Origin of the sequence: Janthinobacterium sp. LPB2021202312-11-4 (assembly GCF_037049705.1) — a bacterium.
Lineage (GTDB): Bacteria > Pseudomonadota > Gammaproteobacteria > Pseudomonadales > Pseudomonadaceae > Aquipseudomonas.
In genome coordinates, this window is sequence record NZ_JBAGKV010000012.1 from 95,194 (window position 1) to 116,421 (window position 21,228).

The 21,228-nt window shown below is 60.1% G+C and carries 21 protein-coding genes; 15 read left to right on the forward strand and 6 right to left on the reverse strand.

Going from position 1 to position 21,228, the window contains the following annotated elements; all coding sequences use genetic code 11:
* The first annotated feature begins 64 nt into the window (after window positions 1–64).
* Window positions 65–1,138, forward strand: a complete 1,074-nt coding sequence (locus V5E99_RS14910; RefSeq protein WP_499803112.1) for a fatty acid desaturase — start codon at window positions 65–67, stop codon at window positions 1,136–1,138.
* A gap of 120 nt (window positions 1,139–1,258) precedes the next feature.
* Here V5E99_RS14910 and V5E99_RS14915 read toward each other — a convergent pair whose 3' ends face one another.
* Complete coding sequence (locus V5E99_RS14915) at window positions 1,259–2,179, reverse strand: LysR family transcriptional regulator (protein WP_499803113.1); 921 nt, start codon at window positions 2,177–2,179, stop codon at window positions 1,259–1,261.
* 447 nt (window positions 2,180–2,626) lie between these two features.
* On the opposite strand from V5E99_RS14915, the gene V5E99_RS14920 reads away from it, so the two are divergent.
* From V5E99_RS14920 to V5E99_RS14970, 11 genes are all read left to right on the forward strand, one after another.
* Window positions 2,627–3,439 (forward strand): energy transducer TonB, encoded by an 813-nt coding sequence (locus tag V5E99_RS14920; protein ID WP_499803114.1) that lies wholly within the window; start codon window positions 2,627–2,629, stop codon window positions 3,437–3,439.
* A gap of 45 nt (window positions 3,440–3,484) precedes the next feature.
* Window positions 3,485–3,790 carry a hypothetical protein gene (locus V5E99_RS14925; protein ID WP_499803115.1) on the forward strand — a complete coding sequence of 102 codons (306 nt, stop codon included), beginning with the start codon at window positions 3,485–3,487 and terminating at the stop codon, window positions 3,788–3,790.
* Window positions 3,791–3,802: 12 nt separating this feature from the next.
* Complete coding sequence (locus tag V5E99_RS14930; protein WP_499803193.1) at window positions 3,803–4,210, forward strand: MotA/TolQ/ExbB proton channel family protein; 408 nt, start codon at window positions 3,803–3,805, stop codon at window positions 4,208–4,210.
* Window position 4,211: 1 nt separating this feature from the next.
* On the forward strand, window positions 4,212–4,613 hold the full coding sequence (locus tag V5E99_RS14935) for an ExbD/TolR family protein (protein ID WP_499803116.1): 402 nt from the start codon (window positions 4,212–4,214) through the stop codon (window positions 4,611–4,613).
* A 276-nt stretch (window positions 4,614–4,889) separates the two neighbouring features.
* Window positions 4,890–5,471: an alpha/beta hydrolase gene (locus V5E99_RS14940; protein WP_499803117.1), complete on the forward strand. Its 582-nt coding sequence runs from the start codon at window positions 4,890–4,892 to the stop codon at window positions 5,469–5,471.
* A gap of 56 nt (window positions 5,472–5,527) precedes the next feature.
* Window positions 5,528–6,457 carry a sigma 54-interacting transcriptional regulator gene (locus tag V5E99_RS14945; RefSeq protein ID WP_499803118.1) on the forward strand — a complete coding sequence of 310 codons (930 nt, stop codon included), beginning with the start codon at window positions 5,528–5,530 and terminating at the stop codon, window positions 6,455–6,457.
* A 252-nt stretch (window positions 6,458–6,709) separates the two neighbouring features.
* Window positions 6,710–7,507, forward strand: a complete 798-nt coding sequence (locus V5E99_RS14950) for a MetQ/NlpA family ABC transporter substrate-binding protein (protein ID WP_123402724.1) — start codon at window positions 6,710–6,712, stop codon at window positions 7,505–7,507.
* A gap of 566 nt (window positions 7,508–8,073) precedes the next feature.
* On the forward strand, window positions 8,074–8,739 hold the full coding sequence (locus V5E99_RS14955) for an amino acid ABC transporter permease (protein WP_499803119.1): 666 nt from the start codon (window positions 8,074–8,076) through the stop codon (window positions 8,737–8,739).
* Entirely contained in the window at window positions 8,720–9,379 is a 660-nt protein-coding gene (locus V5E99_RS14960; protein WP_499803120.1) for an amino acid ABC transporter permease, read from the forward strand. Before V5E99_RS14955 ends, V5E99_RS14960 begins: the two co-directional genes overlap by 20 nt.
* Entirely contained in the window at window positions 9,376–10,158 is a 783-nt protein-coding gene (locus V5E99_RS14965) for an amino acid ABC transporter ATP-binding protein (protein WP_499803121.1), read from the forward strand. The genes V5E99_RS14960 and V5E99_RS14965 overlap by 4 nt, the downstream gene beginning before the upstream one ends.
* Entirely contained in the window at window positions 10,155–11,036 is an 882-nt protein-coding gene (locus V5E99_RS14970) for a transporter substrate-binding domain-containing protein (protein ID WP_499803122.1), read from the forward strand. Before V5E99_RS14965 ends, V5E99_RS14970 begins: the two co-directional genes overlap by 4 nt.
* 114 nt (window positions 11,037–11,150) lie before the next feature.
* Here V5E99_RS14970 and V5E99_RS14975 read toward each other — a convergent pair whose 3' ends face one another.
* Window positions 11,151–12,311, reverse strand: a complete 1,161-nt coding sequence (locus tag V5E99_RS14975) for an AAA family ATPase (protein ID WP_499803123.1) — start codon at window positions 12,309–12,311, stop codon at window positions 11,151–11,153.
* 235 nt (window positions 12,312–12,546) lie between these two features.
* Here V5E99_RS14975 and V5E99_RS14980 point away from each other — a divergent pair, with 235 nt between their 5' ends.
* Genes V5E99_RS14980 through V5E99_RS14990 form a run of 3 tightly spaced genes read left to right on the forward strand, consistent with a single transcriptional unit; the run spans window position 12,547 to window position 17,764 of the window.
* Complete coding sequence (locus V5E99_RS14980; protein ID WP_499803124.1) at window positions 12,547–13,650, forward strand: efflux RND transporter periplasmic adaptor subunit; 1,104 nt, start codon at window positions 12,547–12,549, stop codon at window positions 13,648–13,650.
* Window positions 13,647–14,714: an efflux RND transporter periplasmic adaptor subunit gene (locus V5E99_RS14985; protein WP_499803125.1), complete on the forward strand. Its 1,068-nt coding sequence runs from the start codon at window positions 13,647–13,649 to the stop codon at window positions 14,712–14,714. The genes V5E99_RS14980 and V5E99_RS14985 overlap by 4 nt, the downstream gene beginning before the upstream one ends.
* On the forward strand, window positions 14,711–17,764 hold the full coding sequence (locus tag V5E99_RS14990) for an efflux RND transporter permease subunit (protein ID WP_499803126.1): 3,054 nt from the start codon (window positions 14,711–14,713) through the stop codon (window positions 17,762–17,764). Before V5E99_RS14985 ends, V5E99_RS14990 begins: the two co-directional genes overlap by 4 nt.
* 96 nt (window positions 17,765–17,860) lie before the next feature.
* On the opposite strand, the gene V5E99_RS14995 is transcribed toward V5E99_RS14990, so the two are convergent.
* The 4 genes from V5E99_RS14995 to V5E99_RS15010 all read right to left on the reverse strand — a co-directional run bounded on the left by V5E99_RS14995 (window position 17,861) and on the right by V5E99_RS15010 (window position 21,227).
* The gene (locus V5E99_RS14995; protein WP_499803127.1) at window positions 17,861–18,490 is read right to left on the reverse strand and encodes a class I SAM-dependent methyltransferase; all 630 of its coding nucleotides are present in this window, start codon (window positions 18,488–18,490) and stop codon (window positions 17,861–17,863) included.
* Window positions 18,491–18,631: 141 nt separating this feature from the next.
* Entirely contained in the window at window positions 18,632–18,988 is a 357-nt protein-coding gene (locus V5E99_RS15000) for a DUF6124 family protein (protein ID WP_499803128.1), read from the reverse strand.
* Between the two features lie 483 nt (window positions 18,989–19,471).
* Window positions 19,472–20,116, reverse strand: coding sequence for a methionine ABC transporter permease (locus tag V5E99_RS15005; RefSeq protein ID WP_499803129.1), 645 nt, complete (start codon window positions 20,114–20,116; stop codon window positions 19,472–19,474).
* Window positions 20,106–21,227 (reverse strand): methionine ABC transporter ATP-binding protein, encoded by a 1,122-nt coding sequence (locus tag V5E99_RS15010; protein ID WP_499803130.1) that lies wholly within the window; start codon window positions 21,225–21,227, stop codon window positions 20,106–20,108. The genes V5E99_RS15005 and V5E99_RS15010 overlap by 11 nt, the downstream gene beginning before the upstream one ends.
* Between the last annotated feature and the right edge of the window lies 1 nt (window position 21,228).

Here is a 21,228-nt window from a genome sequence, read left to right on the forward strand (position 1 = left end):
CGGCTACCACGTTGTGAGGGTTCACAAGGCAGGATGCGAACATCAATAACCAGAGGATGGAAGCATGGACGGTACTTCTGCAAGTCCCCAGCGACTGAATGCAGCCCAGCGATCAGCGCATATTCGCGACGTGGTGCTGGCCAAGGGTGTCGAACTGCGCAAACGCTACCCGATTCTCAACCATCAGGACGCCGTGGGCGCGGGCATTCTGGCCTTTGCGCTGGCCGGGATGATCGGCTCGGCCGCGCTCTACATCACCGGGCACATGGCTTGGTGGGTGTGCCTGTTGCTCAACGCGTTTTTCGCCTCGTTGACCCATGAGCTGGAGCACGACCTGATCCACAGCATGTATTTCCGCAAGCAACGCCTGCCGCACAACCTGATGATGGGCCTGGTCTGGCTGGCGCGGCCGAGCACGATCAACCCATGGATTCGCCGGCATTTGCACCTTAATCACCACAAGGTGTCCGGCACCGAAGCCGACATGGAAGAGCGCGCGATCACCAACGGCGAACCCTGGGGCATCGCGCGGTTGCTGATGGTCGGCGATAACGTGATGTCGGCGTTTATCCGCATGCTGCGGGCCAAAACCTGGGCGCATAAATTCAGCATCATCAAACGCACCTTGAAGGTCTACGCGCCGCTGGCGCTGGTGCATTGGGGCGCGTGGTACGTGTTTCTCGGCTTCCACGGGGCCAACGGCATCGCCCATCTACTCGGCACACCGATTGAATGGTCGGCGACCACATTGTCAGTGATGCAGGTGATCGACATCGCGGCGGTGGTGATCATCGGCCCGAACGTGTTGCGCACCTTCTGCCTGCACTTTGTCAGTTCGAACATGCATTACTACGGTGATGTGGAATTGGGAAATGTGATCCAGCAAACCCAGGTTTTGAACCCATGGTGGATGTGGCCGTTGCAGGCGTTCTGCTTCAACTTCGGCAGCAGCCACGGGATACATCATTTTGTGGTGAAGGAGCCGTTTTACATCCGCCAGATGACTGTGCCGGTGGCGCATAAGGTGATGCGCGAGATGGGGGTTCGGTTTAATGATTTCGGGACGTTCGGGCGGGCGAACCGGTTTGTGCGCAAGGACGAAGTGGCTGGGGAAGAGGTGCGTACCGCTCAGGCTTGATGGGCTGTCGCTGATGACCTCATCGCGAGCAAGCTCGCCCCCACGGTGGATCTCGACCAGGCACAAAATTTGTGTCCACCGCCAATCAAATGTGGGAGCGGGCTTGCTCGCGAAGAGGCCCTAAACAGCGACGCTAATCTGCTGCTTATCCACCGCCACCAACGTCTCAATCATCGCCCGCGCCGCCGGCGACAACCGGAACCCCGTGCGACTCACAATCCCGCACCGCGTATTCATGCTCTCGATGTCCTGCGGCAGGTTGCGCCAGTGCAGCAGCACCAGCGAACCCCGGGCAATGTCCTCGATAAACGCCTCTTGCGTGCCGATGCCAATCGCGTTCGATTGCAGCACGATCTTCACCAGCGCCGCAAAGTGCTCGGTCTCGACGGTCGGCGAAAAATCCATCCGCCCGCTCAGGTTCGCCAACAGTTTGCGAATGCCCGGCGGGATCAGCGTGGTCGCCAGCGGGTAGTCGAACATGTCGTTGGTCGACAGGCTGTCCTTGGCCAACAGCGGATGCCCCGGTCGGCAGAAAAATACGCCGCGCTTGGGCGTCAGGGCCTGGGTCTGGAAGTTCGGGTCGGCCTCGAAATGGCGAATGTCGGCGATAAAGAATTCGATCTCCTCACGGCTCAGGGCGCGGCTGAGTTTTTCCCAGTTATCCACCTGGAAACAGGTGCGCACTTTCGGGTGCGCGTTGATGAATTGCGCCACCGCATCCGGCACCAGTTTCACCGCTGGCGCCGGGCCACAACCGAAGCGCAATTCACCGGCGTCGAGCTTGGTCATCTGCGTGACTTCGGCAGTGAGCAACGCTGCGCCTTGCACCAGGGTCAGGGCGTGTTGCAGCACCACTTGGCCCTCCGGTGTGGGGCGCAAATCCTTGTTGCCACGGTCCACCAGCACACAGCCGAACTCTTGCTCCAGCCCCTGGATACTGCGGCTGAACGCCGGTTGAGTGATGCCCATGGCGTCGGCCGCGCGGACAAAACTTCGGTGTTCGTTGAGGGCAATAAAGTAGCGCAGTTGGCGAAGATCCATAGGCTTTGCGGCATTCCCAAAAAATAGCTCGAAGGCATTCGCGACGAAGCTTGTGTGAGGTTTTAAATACGGTCTCTTATTCCGTCAATGAAGCAATCTAATACCTACTAGATCCAAAAAGCATATTGATAGAGCAATAGCTCGCCTTCCGGCCAACTACCGCTTCGGCTTGCAACGCAATGACTTCCCCGGTGATTCGATGCCCTGCGCGAATACTTTCAATGCTTGAAATGCATCGTGTTTTTGTCGCTCAGCTACAAGCCTTGTATCGCGTGGCTTGGCTGAATTTAATCAATTCTGATATTCGATACGGATCTATTCATAACCTAAAAGATTACTTTAAGAGATAAGCGTCTGGCCCAATGATTGGCCCGTCGATACGCCGCGCGGGGGATGGATAAGCGGGTGTATGGGGTTATTCGCAAAGAGACCGCAGGGAGTTAATCAATGGGCAATGTCCAGACCGCCGCCGGCGCACATGAGGTGCTTTGGCGCCAGGCGCCGAGTGGCGAGTTGGTCGACCTCGGCCGGGTGCCACGCGTGCCGTTGGGCCAGTTGCGTTTGCAGCGCGCGCCCAAGGGCATTCTGAGCCGGCGCGAGGCGATTCTGCTCGGCGTGCTGGCGTTGCTGGTGCACGGCGCGGTGATCTATTGGGTCAATCAGCAACCGACTATCGTGCTGCCGATCGTGCCGCCGGAAATTCCGCCGATGACCATTGAGTTCTCGCGCCCGGCGCCGCCCGTGGTCGAGACGCCACCGCCGCCACCCCCGGTTCAACAGGTGGTCGAGCCACCACCACCCGTGGAAGACGAGTTGGCCGTAAAGCCACCGCCACCCAAACCCGTTCCGAAGCCCAAACCGGTCGTTAAACCCGTACCGAAACCGGCGCCCAAAGCCGTTGAGCAGCCACCGGCACCGCCGCAACCGACAGCCCCGGTCGCAGCGCCGGCACCACCCGCTCCACCGGCGCCCGCGCCAGTCACCCCGGCCTCGGCCAACGCCGCGTACCTGAAGAACCCGGCGCCGGAATACCCGTCGCTGGCTCAGCGTCGCGGTTGGGAAGGCACGGTGTTGTTGCGGGTGCATGTGCTGGCCAGCGGCAAGCCGGGCGAGATCCAGATTCAGAAAAGCAGTGGCCGCGATCAACTCGACGACGCGGCGCTGGCCGCCGTGAAGCGTTGGAGCTTCGTACCGGCCAAGCAAGGTGACGTGGCCCAGGATGGCTGGGTCAGCGTGCCCATCGATTTCAAGATTCATTAAACCGAAACCAATTTCGCGCGAAACGTTTACACGAGGGAATACATCATGACGTTACTGGCCTCTCCACTTGAATCCATCGAAGGCGCGGTGATCTGGCTGCTGGTGGTCTTTTCCATAGCCACTTGGGGTTTGGCATTGCTCAAAGGCGTGCAGTTCGGTCGCCTGAAAGCCCAGGATAAAAAATTTCATAAGCAGTTTTGGGCCGCGTCGAGTCTCGATTCGGCGGCCGAGTTGAGCGAGACCCAACCCGGCGCGGCGGCCCGTGTGGCCCAGGCCGGTTATGCGGCGATCCAGGTCGGTGAAACGCCGGCCACCAATGACTTGAGCCAGGCGATCAACCATCAGGATTGACTGGAGCGTGCGCTGCGTCAGCAAATCGTCCGCGAGCGCCGCTCGCTGGAAACCGGGCTGGCGGTGGTCGCGAGTATTGGCAGCACCTCGCCGTTCATTGGGTTGTTCGGCACGGTGTGGGGAATCATGGAAGCGTTGAAAGGCATCAGCGCGGCGGGTTCGGCAAGTCTGGAAACGGTGGCCGGGCCGATTGGTGCGGCACTGGTCGCCACGGGTGTGGGGATCGCCGTCGCGGTGCCGGCGGTGCTGGTTTACAACTACTTTTTGCGACGTCTGAAACTGACGGCGGCGGACCTGGATGACTTCGCCCATGACTTCTACAGCCTGGCGCAGAAGAGTTCGTTCCGCCTGCTGATCCACCCGACTTCGCACAAAGCCGTGGCCCAGGGCGGCGCGCAGAAAGTGAAGGAGGCGTCCTGATATGGCGTTCTCCACGCAAGACAGTGATGAGGTGCTGAGCGAGATCAACGTGACGCCGCTGGTGGACGTGATGCTGGTGCTGTTGGTGGTGTTTATCGTCACCGCGCCGCTGCTGACCAACGCGATCCCGATCAACCTGCCCAAGACCGAGTCCGTGGCCCCGGTGGAGCAGAAAGATCCGCTGGTGGTGAGCATCGATGGCGGCGGCAAGCTGTTTATCAACAAGGACGAGATCGAGCCAGGATTGCTCGAGTTCAAGCTGCAAGCGGCGAAAGCCAAGGACCCGGAGGTGCGGGTGCAGTTGCAGGCCGATGATGGCGTGAATTACGGCGAAGTGGCGCGAGCCATGGCCTCGATTGAGCGGGCAGGGATAACCAAGTTGTCGGTGATTACTGCGAAATAAAGGGTTTCTACAGTTTCCGGGGCCGTCTCCTTGGCAGGGTGCGGCCCTTTTTTTGCCCAAAACAAAGCCCCCCTGTAGGAGCTGCCGAAGGCTGCGATCTTTTGATCTTGCTTTTAAAAATCAAAATCAAAAGATCGCAGCCTTCGGCAGCTCCTACGGGGGATTGGTGTTTTATATTCGATATGGGTCTTAATAAATAGCTTCTTATTCCTTAGCGAATATAACTCTCGTCCCTATACTCGATCAGGAACAGACACGCAGCAGGAGAGCTCCCCCATGCGCAACGAATCAATTCGCTACCTGATTGTGCCGGGCTGGCAAGGATCGCCAGAAGATCATTGGCAAAGCCATTGGCAGAACAGCCTGCCGAACAGCGCGCGGGTGGAGCAGGCCGATTGGCTGACGCCGCGCCGTGAAGACTGGGTCGCGGCGCTGGCCGAGGCGATTGCCGCCGACAGCACGCCGGTGATCCTGATCGCCCACAGCCTGGGTTGCATCACCGTGGCGCATTGGGCGGCGACTGCGCCGGTGCAGTTTTTGCGGCAGGTGCGTGGCGCCTTGCTGGTCGCGCCGGCGGACGTCGAGCGCCCGGCCTGCGCGCCGGCCCTGCGTAACTTCGCGCCGATCCCCACCCACCTGTTGCCGTTCCCGAGTCAGGTCGTCAGCTCCGACAACGACAGCGCCGTGAGTGCGCCACGCGCCTTGGAGCTGGCGCGCAACTGGGGCGCCGAGGCGGGGATTTTGTCGGGGGCCGGGCATATCAACGTCAAGTCCGGTCACCAGCGCTGGGAGCAGGGGTTTGCGTACCTCTATCGCCTGCAAAACCGCATGGAACATCACGCCCTGCGCCGCGCTTGAATTTTTTCTTTCTTTAAACGCCCCCGTCTCCCGGCGGTTTTGGGCGGGAGCTTGCCATGAGTTTTGAAGCCTTCGGTCAGCCACTGCTGACCTTTCCCGATGCAGAAAAAAGTCCCCTGAGCATCCGCGCCAAAGCGCTGGTGTTTGTCGATCCGCGCTCGCGGCAGTTGCGCCAGGAATTGGAGCAACTGGCACCGCGCGCGATTTCCGTCTTGATTCGCGGTGAAACCGGCAGTGGCAAAGAATTGCTCGCCCGCCACATCCACCGCGCCAGTGATCGCGGCGGGTTGTTCGTCTCGGTCAATTGCGGCGCGATCAGCCCGACCTACGCCGACGCCGAGTTGTTTGGCTACGCCGCCGGCAGCTACACCGGCTCGGCGAGTAGCCGTGCCGGCTGGTTCGGCTCGGCCAATGGCGGCACGCTGTACCTGGATGAGATCGGCGATTTGCCGCTGCCGATCCAGATCAAATTGCTCGCGGCGCTGGAAAACCACGAAGTCACCCGCGTCGGCGCGCACCAGCCGAGCCCGGTGGACGTGCGCCTGGTCGCCGCCACCAGCATCGACCTGGCCCAAGCGGTGGCCGCCGGAAAATTCCATGAACGGCTTTATCACTACCTCAGCGAAGGCCAGCTCGAATTGCCGGCGTTGCGTGAGCGGGTGGGGGACATTCTTTCCCTGGCTGAATACTTTCTGGGCATCTACAGCCAGCGCCTCGACCTGCCGGTGCCGCTGATCAGTGAGGCCGCGCAGCAGGTGTTGGAGGCTCACCGTTGGCCGGGCAATACCCGGGAGCTGGAGAACGTTATTCACTTTGCGCTGCTGGTGAGCACCGGGGATGAGATTTTGCCGGAGCATTTGAATTTGCCAGAGGTGTTGCCGTCGTTGCAGCAGATCGAGCGACAACTCAAACAGATCCTCGCCAGTGGTTCCGTCGTCGAGCAAACCGCCCTGAAACAGTTACTCAAAAACACCGCATTTCCGTAGGAGCAAAGCTTGCTCGCGAACCAGGCGACGCGGTTGACCTTTAAGGACGCCATCGCGGGCAAGCCTTGCTCCTACGGGTCAGCGGCGAGTTAGAGCTGTATGAACAAAATGGAATATCAAAGTGAATAAAAGATATTGTTCGGGAATAAAAAATCCCGGTATTGTCCGCTTCACGCCAGCGATAGCACTTCACTGGCACTCGTACTAGAAGCCGTCGTCATTGGCGACCGTGATTTTCGATAAGGACACTGCATGAAAAAGGTTCTGTTGTTCACCGCACTGGCGGCTGCCCTGACTGCAAGCCTGGCCCAGGCCGGCGAGAAACTGGTGGTTGCGGCGACCCCGATCCCACACGCCGAGATTCTGGAACTGATCAAACCGACCCTCGCCAAAGAAGGCGTGGATCTGGAAATCAAAGTCTTCACCGACTACGTTCAGCCGAACGTACAGGTGGGCGAAAAGCGTCTGGATGCTAACTACTTCCAGACCCTGCCTTACCTGAACAGCTTCAACGAAGGCAAATACAAAGCCGACAAAGATAAATACCTGGTCACCGTGATCGGCGTACACGTTGAACCGTTCGGCGGCTACTCGAAGAAATACAAATCCCTGGCCGAACTGCCAGACGGCGCGACCATCGCGATCCCGAACGAAGGCAGCAACAGCGGCCGGGCTCTGATCCTGCTGCAGAAGGCTGGCCTGATCGAGTTGAAAGACCCGAAAAACGCTGTGTCTACACCGAAAGACATCGCCAAGAACCCGCACAACTTCAAGTTCAAGGAACTGGAATCGGCCCTGCTGCCGCGTGTGCTGGATCAGGTTGACCTGGACATGATCAACACCAACTACGCGCTGGAAGCCAAGCTGAACCCGACCAAGGACGCCCTGATCATCGAAGGTGCGGATTCGCCGTACGTGAACTTCCTGGTCGCCCGCAAGGACAACCAGAACAGCGACGCGATCCAGAAACTGGCCAAAGCCTTGACCAGCCCGGAAGTGAAAGCGTTCATCGAGAAGAAATACAGCGGCGCGGTACTGCCGGCGTTCTGATCTGACGCAGTAATAAACCCCTTCAAGGTTTCGAACGCCGACGGCTAGCGCTAGCGTTGGCGTTTTTTATTGCGCTCAAAGATCAAAAGATCGCAGCCTCGTTTCACTCGACAGCTCCTACATCGGAATGCGTTTCCCCGTAGGAGCTGTCGAGTGAAACGAGGCTGCGATCTTTTGATTTTAAGAAGACCTACCCTACCCTAGCCTTCAACGCCCTGCGCAACGCCACCAGCAACTTCACGATGTCCTGCGGGTCCAGCCGCTGTGGCACTTTTACGTCCGCCATTTTTCTCTTCCTTGTGATGGGTTGGCCGGGAGTCTGGCCAAAAGCTGTACGTCCTTGGAGGGCCTTTCTGAAAAAAAGATCCTTCCTACAGCGCAAAGGAAAATAGTCGTGTTCCGTTGCCTCGGCAAATCCGCGAGATAGTTTTTTGCGTGATATCAATATGCTTTAACGGTATTTAAATTCTTCTTCTTATGCCTTTAAAGTCGCTTCCTGCCGGGTGGTTATCCACTGCCCATGGACTGCACCACCGTCGCTTACCGAGCGGCGTTCAGGATGTTCAATGACCTTCGATTACGCTTTTATCCTCAGCACCCTGCCGGCGTTTCTCAACGCCGTGGGCGTGACGCTGCAGGTCGGCTTCATTGCCATCGGCACCTCGCTGCTGGTGGCGCTGATCAACGCGACGATCCTGGTGTTCCGCACGCCTTACTTGCAGCGCCTGGTCGGGCTGTACGTGGAACTGGCGCGCAACACGCCGTTGCTGATCCAACTGTTCTTCGTCTACTTCGCCTTACCGGCACTGGGCATCAGTGTTTCCGGGTTTGCGGCGGCGATCATCACCATGACCTTCCTCGGTGGCGCTTACCTCACCGAAGTGCTGCGCGCCGGGGTGGACGCGGTGCCGCAAGCACAGCTCGAATCCGGGCGCTCCATCGGCTTGTCCCACGGCCAATTGTTGCGCTACGTGATCCTGCCGCAAGCCGGCATCCTCAGCCTGCCGTCGCTGTTCGCCAATTTCATTTTTCTGCTCAAGGAAACCACCGTGGTTTCGGCGGTGGCGGTGCCAGAGATTCTCTACACCACCAAAAGCTACATCGCGCTCTACTACAAAACCTACGAAATGCTCGCCGTGCTGACGCTGATTTGCGTGCTGTTGTTCTTGCCGCTGTCGCTGCTGCTCAGCCGTCTGGAAAGGAGGCTCCAGCATGGCCAGTTCGGGTCTTGAGTTGTTGTGGGTGTCGTTGCCGCAACTGGGCAAGGGCGCTGTGCAAACCTTATCGATATCGTTTCTGAGCATCGCCATCAGCACCGTCGGCGGCGTGCTCTACGGCGTGTTGCGCACGCTGAATTCGACATGGCTGAACGCGATCCTGCGGGTTTACCTGGAACTGTTCCGGGCGATCCCGGTATTGGTCTGGCTCTACCTGCTGTTTTTCGGCTTGCCGATTTTCTTTGGCCTGAGCATTCCGAGTTTCTGGTGCGCGGTGCTGGTGCTGTCGCTGTGGGGCGCGAGCGAGGTCGGCGAAGTGGTGCGCGGCGCGTTGCTGTCGTTGCCGCGCGGGCAGCGTGAAGCAGGCCTGTCGATTGGCCTGAACGGCCCGCAACTGTTCGGCTACGTGCTGCTGCCCCAGGCGCTGAAACGCATGACGCCGCCGACCATCAACGTCTACACGCGGATCATCAAGACCAGTTCCCTGGCCGTGCTGATCGGCGTGGTGGACGTGATCAAGGTCGGCCAGCAGATCATCGAGCGCACCTACGAATCGGTGCTGATCTACGGCGCCCTGTTCCTGTTTTTCTTTTTCATCTGCTACCCGCTCTCGGCCGCCTCGCGCGTGCTGGAGCGGCGCTGGACGCAAGCATGAGCGCATTGATCGAGTTCAAGGGCTTCAACAAGTTTTTCGGCGAGCAACAGGTGCTCAAAGAGATCGACCTGCAAGTGAAATCAGGCGAAGTGATCGTCATCCTCGGCCCCAGCGGCTGTGGCAAAAGCACCTTGCTGCGCTGCCTTAACGGATTGGAAGTCGCCCACAGCGGCAGCCTGACCTTCAACGGTCGCGAACTGCTGGACAAGGGCACCGACTGGCGCGAGGTGCGCCAGCAGATCGGCATGGTGTTCCAGAGTTATCACCTGTTCCCGCACATGAGCGTGCTCGACAACGTGCTGCTCGGCCCGCTGAAAGTGCAAAAACGTGAGCGCCGCGAAGCCCGTGAACAGGCCGAAGCCTTGTTGGCGCGGGTGGGCCTGTCGGACAAGCGCGATGCCTTCCCGCGTCAGCTCTCCGGTGGGCAGCAGCAACGTATCGCTATCGTCCGTTCGCTGTGCATGAACCCCAAAGTGATGCTGTTCGACGAAGTCACCGCCGCCCTCGACCCGGAAATGGTCAAGGAAGTGCTGGAAGTGATTCAGGGCCTGGCCCGCGAAGGCATGACGCTGTTGATCGTCACCCACGAAATGGCCTTCGCCCGCGCGGTGGCCGACCGCATCGTGTTCATGGATGCCGGGCGCATTCTTGAGCAAAACCCTCCCGAGCTTTTCTTTACGAACCCGCAAACCGCACGAGCGCAGCAGTTCCTGGAGAAATTCTCCTACGTCGAAGCCCTGCCCAAAAAGACTCAAACAAAGGAACTGGAACTGCTATGAAAACTGCCAAGTCTTCACTCTTTTTACTGCCGCTGCTCGGCCTCGCACTGCTGGCCGGGTGCAACAAATCCGAAGAGCCACCAAAGCCCAAAGTCGCCAGCGAAAGCGCGGCAACCGCCAGCTATCTGGACAAAATCAAGGCCCGGGACAAGTTGATCGTCGGCGTGTTCACCGATAAGCCGCCGTTTGGTTTTGTCGATGAGGCGGGGCGCTATGTTGGCTTCGATACCGACATCGGCCGCCAATTCGCCAAGGATCTGCTCGGCGATGAAAACAAAGTCGAGTTCGTGGCGGTGGAGCCGGCCAGCCGGATTCCGTTCCTGCAAAGCGACAAGGTCGACCTGATCCTGGCCAACATGACCGTGACCCCGGAGCGCAAGGAAGCGGTGGAATTCACCAACCCGAACCTCAAAGTGGCGGTACAAGCGCTGGTGCCCCAGGGCAGTTCGGTGCAGAACCTCGATGATTTGGCCACCCGCACCACCATCGTCACCACCGGCACTACGGCTGATATCTGGCTGACTAAAAACCACCCGGACTGGAAACTGCTGAAGTTCGAGAAAAACTCCGAGTCCCTGCAAGCCCTGGCCAATGGTCGCGGCGATGCCTATGCCCAAGACAACCTGGTGCTGTTCAGCTGGGCCAAGCAAAACCCTGGCTACCGTGTGCTGGCCCAGACCCTGGGCGCCGAAGCACCAATTGCGCCAGCGGTGAAGAAGGGCAACATCGAACTGCGCGACTGGGTGAACACCGAGTTGGCGAAGTTGGGAGAAGAGAAGTACCTGCTCAAGCTGTACGACCAATACGTGCGTAAAGAATTGAGCGATGACACCAAGCCTGAGAGCGTGATTGTTGAAGGCGGGAAGTGGCAGGGGTGATCGGCCTAAGTCGTAATTGACCGTTGAAAAGATCGCAGCCTTCGGCAGCTCCTACGGGGGTACGCATTCCCGTGTAGGAGCTGGCGAAGCCTGCGATCTTTTCCGCTTTTCAAATCAATCCGGCCAATACCACGCCGGCTCATCCAGCACCCGCTGCCCGACAATCCCGGTCTGGCCCAGGTTTTTCTCCAGCACAATGCAATTGCACTCCGGGTCTTCCTGCAACGCCGAAATCAACCGCCGGGCATGGGACACCACCCACACCTGACACTGCTCGGACGCGCGAATAATCAACCGTGCCAACGCCGGCAACAAATCCGGATGCAGACTGGTTTCCGGCTCGTTCAGCACCATCAGCGTCGGTGGGCGAGGGGTCAGCAACGCCGCGACCAATAGCAAATAACGCAACGTCCCGTCCGACAGTTCCGCCGCCGACAACGGCCGCAGCAACCCTTCCTGATAAAACTCAATCGCAAACCGGCCGCCCTGCAACGGCGCGATGTTCAGTCGTGCGCCGGGGAAGGCATCGCTGATAGCGGTCTGCAATGCCTCGGGATCGCCGATTTCACGAATGGTTTGCAACGCCGCCGCCAGATCACGCCCATCGTGATGCAACACCGGCGTGCGCGTGCCCAGTTGCGGTTGGCGCACCGGCGCATCGGCGTCGCTACGAAAGTGATCGTAGAAGCGCCAGCGGCGGATGAACTCGCGCAACTGCATGACTTCCGGCGAGGTGCGGAAGCTGCCGACCTGATCGAACAGGCTGTCGAAATTCGGCGTGTGCTGGGCCAGCACTTCCCAACTGCGACCCTCGCGGGCACGAATCATCGGCCCTTCACGGTCCACCAACAGGCTGGCGGGGCGGTAGAACGGCCCGGACCAGATGCATTCCTTTTTGATTTCCGGGTCGAGGGCGAAGTAAGAGCGAGTCGGCGCCGGCAGGCCCAAGGCAATCGAATAGCTGAAATCTTCCCCGGCAAACCCCAGGCGCAGGCGTTTGACGCCGTGGCGCACGGTGGCCTCGATCGGGACTTCGCCATTGCGCATGCGCCGGGTAATGTTTTCCGGCCCGGCCCAGAACGTCGAATCCAGCCCGCCCTCACGGGCCAGCGCATTCACCACGCCACCCTGGGCGGTTTCCGCCAACAGGCGCAAGGCGCGATAGAGGTTGGACTTGCCGCTGCCGTTGGGGCCGGTGATCAAGTTCAGCCGACCCAGCGGGATCACCAATTTATTGATCGAGCGGTAATTGGCCACCGCGAGGGTTTTGAGCATGTGGGACGTTCTCTGTGGCCCGAATCGGCATCAGGATAACCGCGTCAGCGAATTAACGTTGTAGGAGCTGCCGAAGGCTGCGATCTTTTGCTTTTAGAAAATCAAGATCAAAAGATCGCAGCCTTCGGCAGCTCCTACGGGGGAAATGCCCATTCCTGCGGGCGAAGGTGGAACCCTGTTCTAAGCTCACAGTCGTATCGTCACTTGCACGTTCGTACAACGAAAAGGAGTCTGCATGGCGGGTACCGGTTTGAAAATAATAATGAGCCTGGGCGTTTGCGCGCTGCTGGCCGCTTGCGGCGATAAGAAACCGGTCGAGAAAGACCTGCCGCGAGTCTTCGTGCAGGCGGTCAAACCCGCGGATTACGCCGCGTCGGTGACCCTCACCGGCGATGTCCAGGCCCGGGTGCAGACCGAGTTGTCGTTCCGCGTCGGCGGCAAGATCATCCAGCGCATGGTCGATGTCGGTGATCGGGTGTCCGCCAAACAGGTGCTCGCCAAACTCGACCCGAAAGACTTGCAGACCAACGTCGATTCGGCCCAGGCCCAAGTCACTGCCGAACAGGCGCGAGTCAAACAGACCGCCGCTGCGTTCGTGCGCCAGCAAAAACTCCTGCCCAAGGGCTACACCAGCCAAAGTGAATACGATGCCGCTCAAGCCGCGTTGCGCAGCAGCCAAAGCGCCCTGACCGCCGCTCAGGCGCAACTGGCCAATGCCCGTGAGCAACTGAGCTACACCTCGCTGATCTCCGAAGCCCCCGGCGTGATTACTGCGCGCCAGGCCGAAGTCGGCCAAGTGGTGCAAGCCACGGTGCCGATTTTCAGCCTGGCCCGGGACGGTGAGCGCGACGCCGTGTTCAACGTCTACGAGTCGCTGCTGGCCGAACCGCCCTCGGACAAATCGGTGGTGGTCAGCCTGCTCGACAACCCGGCGATCAAAACCACCGGCACCGTCAGGGAAATCACGCCAGCGGTGTCCGCGCAAACCGGCACCGTACAAGTCAAAGTCAGTCTCAACGGCCTGCCCGACGGCATGCAACTCGGCTCGGTGGTCAGCGCCACCGCCAAGACGCCGGGCAAATCCGCCGTTGAATTGCCCTGGTCAGCCCTGACCAAAAACCTCAGCGACCCGGCCGTGTGGCTGGTGGACGCCGACGGAAAAGCACAGTTGCACACCGTCACCGTCGGTCGTTACCTGACCGGCAAAGTCATCATCAGCGGCGGTCTGGACGGCGGCGAAAAAGTCATCATCGCCGGCGGCCAGTTACTGCACCCGGGAATGAAAGTGGAAATCGCCGAGAACACCTACAAGGATCTGGCACCGGGAGCCGACCAATGAAGCGCCTGATGCTGTTGTCCGCCGGCCTGTTGCTGGTCGCTTGCTCAAAAAAGGAACCGCCGCCGGAGCCTGTACGCCCGGTGCTGTCGGTTGAAGTCAAAGCGCTGAATCAGGAAGACCTCGGCCGCTTCGCCGGCAATATTCAAGCGCGCTACGAAAGCAACATCGGCTTCCGGGTGCCGGGGCGGATTGCCAGCCGTAATGTCGATGTCGGCGCCGAAGTCGAGAAGGGCGCCTTGCTCGCGACCCTCGACCCCACCGATCAGCAGAACCAGTTGCGCTCGGCCGAAGGTGATCTGGCGCGCATTCAGGCGCAATTCATCAATGCCCAGGCCAGCGCCCGTCGCCAGCAGCAATTGTTTGATCGTGGCGTCGGCGCCCAGGCACAACTGGACATTGCCCAAACCGACCTGAAAACCACCCAGGCCTCCCTCGATCAGGCCAAGGCCTCGGTCAGCCAGGCCAAAGATCAGCTCAACTACGTCGAACTGCGCACCGATCACAAAGCCATCGTCACTGCGTGGAATGCCGAGGCCGGGCAAGTGGTTACCGCCGGCCAGCAAGTGGTGACCCTGGCGCAACCGGACATCAAGGAAGCGGTGATCGACCTGCCCGACACTCTGGTCGATCAATTGCCCGCCGACGTGGTGTTCCAGGTCGCCTCGCAACTGGACCCGAGCATCACCAGCACCGCGACCATCCGCGAAATCGAACCCCAGGCCCAAAGCGCGACCCGCACCCGCCGCGCGCGCCTGACCCTGGCGGACACGCCGCCAGGCTTTCGCCTCGGCACGGCGATCAGCGTGACCCTCAGCTCAGCCATCAAACCGCGCATCGAGTTGCCGGTCAGCGCCCTTCAGGAGGCCGACGGCAAAACCCGTATCTGGATCATCGACCCGCAGAGTCAAACCGTTTCCCCACGGGACGTCAGCCTGATCAGCCGCACCGATGCAACGGTGGTGCTGGCCGACGGTGTGAAGTCCGGTGAGCGGGTGGTCAGCGCCGGTGTGAACAGCCTGAAACCCGGGCAGAAAGTTAAAGTCGACGAGGGCAGCCCACAATGAAAGGGAGTTTCAACTTATCCGAATGGGCCCTCAAGCATCAGTCGTTTGTCTGGTATTTGATGTTCGTCGCGCTGCTGATGGGCGTGTTCTCGTACATGAACCTGGGCCGCGAGGAAGACCCGTCGTTCACCATCAAAACCATGGTCATCCAGACCCGCTGGCCGGGCGCGACCCAGGAAGAAACCCTCAAGCAGGTCACGGACCGCATCGAGAAAAAACTCGAAGAGCTCGACTCCCTCGACTATGTGAAAAGCTACACCCGACCCGGTGAGTCCACGGTGTTCGTGTACCTGCGCGACACCACCAGCGCCAAGGACATCCCGGAAATCTGGTACCAGGTGCGCAAGAAGATCAACGACATTCGCGGCGACTTCCCCAAGGGCCTGCAAGGGCCGGGGTTCAACGACGAATTCGGCGATGTCTACGGTTCGGTCTACGCCTACACCGCCGACGGTTTGTCGATGCGCCAGTTGCGCGATTATGTCGAGCAAGTGCGAGCCGCGATTCGTGATGTGCCGGGGCTGGGCAAGGTCGAGATGGTGGGTGAACAGGATGAAGTCCTCTATCTGAATTTCTCCACGCGCAAACTCGCCGCGCTGGGCATCGATCAGCGGCAAGTGGTGCAGAGCCTGCAATCGCAGAACGCCGTGACCCCGGCGGGTGTGATCGAAGCCGGACCGGAGCGGATTTCCGTGCGCACTTCCGGGCAATTCGCTTCCGAGAAGGATCTGGCCAACGTCAACCTGCGGCTCAACGACCGCTTCTATCGTCTGGCCGACATTGCTGAAATCAGCCGTGGCTACGTTGATCCGGCGACCCCGGAATTCCGCTTCAACGGTCACCCGGCCATCGGCCTCGCCATTGCGATGAAGAAGGGCGGCAACATCCAGGAATTCGGCAAGGCCCTGCACCAGCGCATGACCGACCTGACCGCCGACCTGCCGGTGGGCGTCGGCGTACATAACGTTTCGGACCAGGCCGACGTGGTGGAAAAAGCCGTCGGCGGCTTCACCAGTGCGTTGTTCGAAGCGGTGGTGATCGTGCTGATCGTCAGCTTCATCAGCCTCGGCGTACGCGCCGGGTTGGTGGTGGCGTGCTCGATTCCGCTGGTGCTGGCGATGGTCTTTGTGTTCATGGAATACAGCGGCATCACCATGCAGCGGATTTCCCTCGGCGCGCTGATCATCGCCCTCGGCCTGTTGGTGGACGACGCGATGATCACGGTGGAGATGATGGTCACGCGCCTGGAAATGGGCGAGACCAAGGAGCAAGCGGCGACGTTCGCCTACACCTCCACCGCGTTCCCGATGCTTACCGGCACGCTGGTGACCGTGGCCGGGTTTGTGCCGATTGGCTTGAACGCCAGTTCCGCCGGCGAGTACACGTTCACGCTGTTTGCGGTGATCGCGGTGGCGATGCTGGTGTCGTGGGTGGTCGCGGTGTTGTTCGCCCCGGTGATCGCCGTGCACATCCTCAGCACCAACGTGAAACCGCATTCCGCCGAGCCGGGTCGCATCGGCCGGGCGTTCAATGGCGGCATGTTCTGGGCCATGCGCAATCGCTGGTGGGCCATCGGCATCACCGTCGCGCTGTTCGTGGCGTCGGTGTTTTCCATGCAGTTCGTGCAAAACCAGTTCTTCCCGTCCTCCGACCGCCCGGAAATCCTCGTCGACCTCAACCTGCCGCAAAACGCCTCGATCGACGAAACCCGCAAAGCCGTGGACAAGCTCGAAGCGACGCTCAAGGACGACCCGGACATCGTGCGCTGGAGCACTTACATCGGTGAAGGCGCGATCCGTTTCTACCTGCCCCTCGACCAGCAATTGCAGAACCCGTACTACGCGCAACTGATCATCGTCAGCAAAGGCCTGGAATCGCGCACCGCGCTGAGCCAGCGCTTGCGCGAGCGGCTGCGCAAAGATTTTGTCGGCATCGGCAGTTACGTCCAGGCCCTGGAAATGGGTCCACCGGTGGGGCGGCCGATTCAGTACCGGGTCAGCGGCAAGGACATCGATCAGGTGCGCAAACACGCGATTGAACTGGCCACCGAACTCGACAAGAACTCGCACATCGGCGAAATCATTTACGACTGGAACGAGCCGGGCAAAGTCCTGCGCATCGACATCGCCCAGGACAAGGCGCGGCAACTCGGGTTGTCGTCGGAAGATGTGGCCAACCTGATGAACAGCATTGTCGTTGGCTCGCCGATCACTCAGGTGGACGATGATATTTACCTGATCAACGTCGTTGGTCGCGCCGAAGATGCCGAGCGCGGTACGCCGGAAACCCTGCAAAACCTGCAAATCGTCACACCGGGCGGGACGTCGATTCCGCTGCTGGCGTTTGCCACGGTGCGTTATGAGCTGGAGCAACCGCTGGTCTGGCGTCGCGACCGCAAACCGACCATCACCATCAAGGCTGCGGTGCGTGACGAGATTCAGCCGACCGATCTGGTGAAACAACTGCAACCGACCATCGACAAGTTCGCCGCCGGTTTGCCGGTGGGCTACAAAGTGGCGACGGGCGGCACCGTTGAGGAGAGCGGCAAGGCCCAAGGGCCGATTGCCAAGGTCGTGCCGCTGATGCTGTTTTTGATGGCGACATTCCTGATGATCCAGCTGCACAGCGTGCAGAAGCTGTTCCTGGTGGCCAGCGTCGCGCCGCTCGGCTTGATCGGCGTGGTGCTGGCGCTGATCCCGACCGGCACGCCGATGGGGTTTGTGGCGATCCTCGGGATTCTGGCGCTGATCGGCATCATCATCCGTAACTCGGTGATTCTGGTGACGCAGATCGATGCGCTGGAGAAAGAAGGGCTGGCGCCGTGGGATGCGGTGGCGCAAGCGACGGAACATCGGCGCCGGCCGATTTTGCTGACGGCTGCGGCGGCCAGTTTGGGGATGATCCCGATTGCGAGGGAAGTGTTCTGGGGGCCGATGGCCTACGCGATGATTGGCGGGATTATCATCGCGACGCTGCTGACGCTGCTGTTTTTGCCGGCGCTTTATGTGGCTTGGTACAAGATTCGCGAGCCCAAGAAGGGCGCCGCGTAATTAAAAGCAAAAGATCGCAGCCTTCGGCAGCTCCTACAGGATGTACGTCATCCCGATGTAGGAGCTGCCGAAGGCTGCGATCTTTTGATCTTCACGTTACCCGGCGCGACGCCAAACACTCGCCAACCAAGGCTGCTGCTCACGCGGCAACCCCGCCGGGCGGTAGTAATGCTCCAACTCGACAAACCCGGCCTCGGTCAGCCGTTCCTGCCAGGCCTGCCAATCGTGATACGCCCCGTACCGTGGCCCATTCCAGCCTTCCTGATTCTCCCCACGGGGATTGGAACTGAACAGCACGCCACCGGGTTTCAACGCCCCGCGCAACTCCTTCAATACCCGAGGCAATTCCTGGCGCGGAATGTGAAACAACACAGCATTGGCGAAAATCCCGTCGAAGCGTTCCGCCGGCAAATCGAGCTTTAAAAAGTCCTGCTGCCAGACCTCGCAACCGCTGTCCTCCCGGGCCATCTGCGCAAACTTCTCCGAACCGTCGAGGCCGACCGCGATGTGACCCATGCGCGTAAACGTCTGCAAATCCCGCCCCGGCCCGCAGCCGAAATCGAGAAGGCTGAACGGCGCTTCACCCTGAATATTCCGCAGCAACGCGTCGATGTTCTGGCTCACATCGTGATCGCGCGTCCCTTCGCGAAAACCTTCGGCCACCGAGTTGTAATGGCCCAGGGTGGTGGCGGTGATCTGGTCGAGGTCGTCGGGGGTTTGTTTCATGGTGGGCTGCGCAGGCAATTGGAGGTATGCAAACTATAAGCGCTTTGGCGCTTTAAAAGATCGCAGCCTGCGGCAGCTCCTACCGTGGGATGACGTACACCCGGTAGGAGCTGCCGCAGGCTGCGATCTTTTGATCTTGCCCTAGGTTTGTTTCATCCCCAGGCAATCAATCGAACGGTCAATCATCGCTTTGGCAATCTCCAGCAAATGCCACACCGAAAACACCATGGCGCGGTCCGCCCCTTTGAGCTGGTCGCCACACTGATACGTCGTGACCGATGCACAGCGCAGCAGATCCGCGACATAGAGCTGGATGTCTTCGAAACTCACATCCTCACTGACGTTGTAGAACCGCAGTTCATCGCGGGCGGTGTGTTGCTTGCCGGTGAGGTGGAAATCGATGGCGCGATACAGCGCGGAACGGTCCTTGAGCAGGTCGGCGGTGAAGGCTTCGTTGGAGGATGTTTCGGGCGGTGGGTCGGGGATGCTTTTATCCATGCAAGTTGCTCCTATTGCTGCATTGGAGCCGTCACTTTTTCGCCTACTAAACGTTGGGTGGCGGCTGTACGCAGGTTAGTAGGCCGGTCAATAGGAAAACCGGTGCACCCGAAGATGCCCCGCGCACAGCCACCATATTCAGTGTTCGGCAAGGGGCCGAACATGAGCATGAAACGCTATGCGCCTATTGTTCCGGGCTACTAAACCCGATCACTGATATGCAGTGACGGACCGAAGACTAGCCACCGGATTTGGCAGGCGCAAGCGAGCGGAATGATCTAGGAAATGTCCTGCAAATGAAAGGGAACGGGCCTGCTGGCACCCTGATTTTCTTGTACGAAAAATTCCCCATCGGCGGGGAATTCAGTGCCGCCAAGATCGCAGCCTTCGGCAGCTCCTACAGGTGCCGTGCCCGCCACAAACTTCGGCCCCCATGCAAATCCCCGTAGGAGCTGCCGCAGGCTGCGATCTTTTGATCTTCACTCAACGCTTGTTCAACCCCCGAGCCAACCGATCCCCGCCCAACTGAATAATCGCCACCAACACCACCAGCAACACAATCACCGTCAACATGATCTGGCTGTCAAAGCGCTGATACCCGTACCGATACGCAATGTCCCCCAACCCGCCAGCGCCAATCGCCCCGGCCATGGCGGACGAGTTGATCATCGTCACCAGCGTGATGGTGAAACCGCCGACAATCCCCGGCAGCGCTTCAGGCAGCAGCACATGCCAGACGATGTGCCAGCGCCGGCAACCCATCGCTTGCGCGGCTTCGACCAAGCCGTGATCGACCTCGCGCAAGCTCACTTCAGCGATGCGCGCAAAAAACGGCGTGGCGGCAATGGTCAGCGGAACAACCGCCGCCCACACACCGTACGTGGTGCCGACGATCAACCGCGTGAACGGAATCAGCGCCACCATCAAAATCAAAAACGGGATCGAGCGAAACAGGTTCACGAACGCGCCCAGCACGCGGTTCAGCGTTGGCGCTTCATAGATCCCGCCCTTGGAACTGGTGACCAGAATCACCGCCATCGGAATCCCCGCCAGCAGCGCGATCAGCGACGACACGCCGACCATCAAAAACGTGTCGATAAAGCCCTGAAGCAAGCGATCAAACCACATAACCCAGCACCTCCACCTGTTGCGCCCAGTTGCCGGCGCGCTGACGCAGTTCCTCAGCGCTCAGGGGCGAACCTGCCACCGCCAACAGCAATTGCCCCAGCGCATGCCCCTGAATCCGTTCCACGCCGCCCTGAAGCAGACGCACGCGGCCACCGAGGGCAGCGAACAGCGCGGCCAGATCCGGTTCGTCGGTCGCGCTGCCGGTGAATTGCAGACGCAGCACCACGGCGGCGGCGGAAGATTGCGGTTGGGCCTGCAAACGACTCTGCAATTCCTCCGGCAAACCGTGTTGCAGCGGCGCGAGCAAGGTCTTGCTGACTTCGTGCTGCGGGTTGCCGAAGACTTCCCACACCGGCCCTTGCTCGACGACACGCCCGTGCTCAAGCACCACAACGCGGTCGCAGATGTCGCGGATCACCGCCATCTCGTGGGTGATGAGCACGATGGTCAAACCGAGGCGCTGATTGATCTCGCGCAGCAGGCCGAGGATCGATTGCGTGGTCTCCGGGTCGAGCGCCGACGTGGCTTCGTCGCACAGCAGAATTTCCGGGTCATGCACCAGCGCCCGGGCGATGCCGACGCGCTGTTTCTGCCCGCCGGACAGCTGCGCCGGGTAGGCCTTGTGCTTCTCTTGCAGGCCCACCAGTTCCAGCAGTTCACGAACCTTTTTTTCGCGCTTGTCCTTGGGTACACCGGCCACTTTCAACGGTAATTCGACGTTCTGCCAAACGGTCTTGGCCGACATCAGATTGAAGTGCTGGAAGATCATCCCAATCCGCCGGCGCAGCGCCACCAAGCGGTCTTCATCGAACTCGCCGATGTCCACTTGATCGATCAACACCCGGCCGGTGCTCGGTTGCTCCAGGCGATTGATGGTGCGGATCAGCGACGACTTGCCGGCGCCGCTGCGACCGATGATGCCGAACACTTCACCGCGCTGGATCGCCAGGTCGATGCCGTGCAACGCCGCCACCGGGCCTTGCTGGCCGTTGTAGGTTTTGCCCAGGCCGATGAAGCGCACATGGGCGCGGTTGAGCTCCGGGTGCAGCTCGGTGTGATCGGCTTTCTGAGGCTCTGGAATATCCAGTCGCCGTTGGATCGCGGCCGTCATG

Coding starts and splice junctions, on each gene's coding strand:
- V5E99_RS15005 (WP_499803129.1), bottom strand. CDS start 20,116: ATGTGGTTTGATCGCTTGCTTCAGGGCTTTATCGACACGTTTTTGATG.
- V5E99_RS14960 (WP_499803120.1), top strand. CDS start 8,720: ATGGCCAGTTCGGGTCTTGAGTTGTTGTGGGTGTCGTTGCCGCAACTG.
- V5E99_RS14995 (WP_499803127.1), bottom strand. CDS start 18,490: ATGAAACAAACCCCCGACGACCTCGACCAGATCACCGCCACCACCCTG.
- V5E99_RS14910 (WP_499803112.1), top strand. CDS start 65: ATGGACGGTACTTCTGCAAGTCCCCAGCGACTGAATGCAGCCCAGCGA.
- V5E99_RS14925 (WP_499803115.1), top strand. CDS start 3,485: ATGACGTTACTGGCCTCTCCACTTGAATCCATCGAAGGCGCGGTGATC.
- V5E99_RS14980 (WP_499803124.1), top strand. CDS start 12,547: ATGGCGGGTACCGGTTTGAAAATAATAATGAGCCTGGGCGTTTGCGCG.
- V5E99_RS14965 (WP_499803121.1), top strand. CDS start 9,376: ATGAGCGCATTGATCGAGTTCAAGGGCTTCAACAAGTTTTTCGGCGAG.
- V5E99_RS14990 (WP_499803126.1), top strand. CDS start 14,711: ATGAAAGGGAGTTTCAACTTATCCGAATGGGCCCTCAAGCATCAGTCG.
- V5E99_RS14970 (WP_499803122.1), top strand. CDS start 10,155: ATGAAAACTGCCAAGTCTTCACTCTTTTTACTGCCGCTGCTCGGCCTC.
- V5E99_RS14985 (WP_499803125.1), top strand. CDS start 13,647: ATGAAGCGCCTGATGCTGTTGTCCGCCGGCCTGTTGCTGGTCGCTTGC.
- V5E99_RS14955 (WP_499803119.1), top strand. CDS start 8,074: ATGACCTTCGATTACGCTTTTATCCTCAGCACCCTGCCGGCGTTTCTC.
- V5E99_RS14920 (WP_499803114.1), top strand. CDS start 2,627: ATGGGCAATGTCCAGACCGCCGCCGGCGCACATGAGGTGCTTTGGCGC.
- V5E99_RS14945 (WP_499803118.1), top strand. CDS start 5,528: ATGAGTTTTGAAGCCTTCGGTCAGCCACTGCTGACCTTTCCCGATGCA.
- V5E99_RS14915 (WP_499803113.1), bottom strand. CDS start 2,179: ATGGATCTTCGCCAACTGCGCTACTTTATTGCCCTCAACGAACACCGA.
- V5E99_RS14940 (WP_499803117.1), top strand. CDS start 4,890: ATGCGCAACGAATCAATTCGCTACCTGATTGTGCCGGGCTGGCAAGGA.
- V5E99_RS14975 (WP_499803123.1), bottom strand. CDS start 12,311: ATGCTCAAAACCCTCGCGGTGGCCAATTACCGCTCGATCAATAAATTG.
- V5E99_RS14950 (WP_123402724.1), top strand. CDS start 6,710: ATGAAAAAGGTTCTGTTGTTCACCGCACTGGCGGCTGCCCTGACTGCA.
- V5E99_RS15010 (WP_499803130.1), bottom strand. CDS start 21,227: ATGACGGCCGCGATCCAACGGCGACTGGATATTCCAGAGCCTCAGAAA.
- V5E99_RS15000 (WP_499803128.1), bottom strand. CDS start 18,988: ATGGATAAAAGCATCCCCGACCCACCGCCCGAAACATCCTCCAACGAA.
- V5E99_RS14935 (WP_499803116.1), top strand. CDS start 4,212: ATGGCGTTCTCCACGCAAGACAGTGATGAGGTGCTGAGCGAGATCAAC.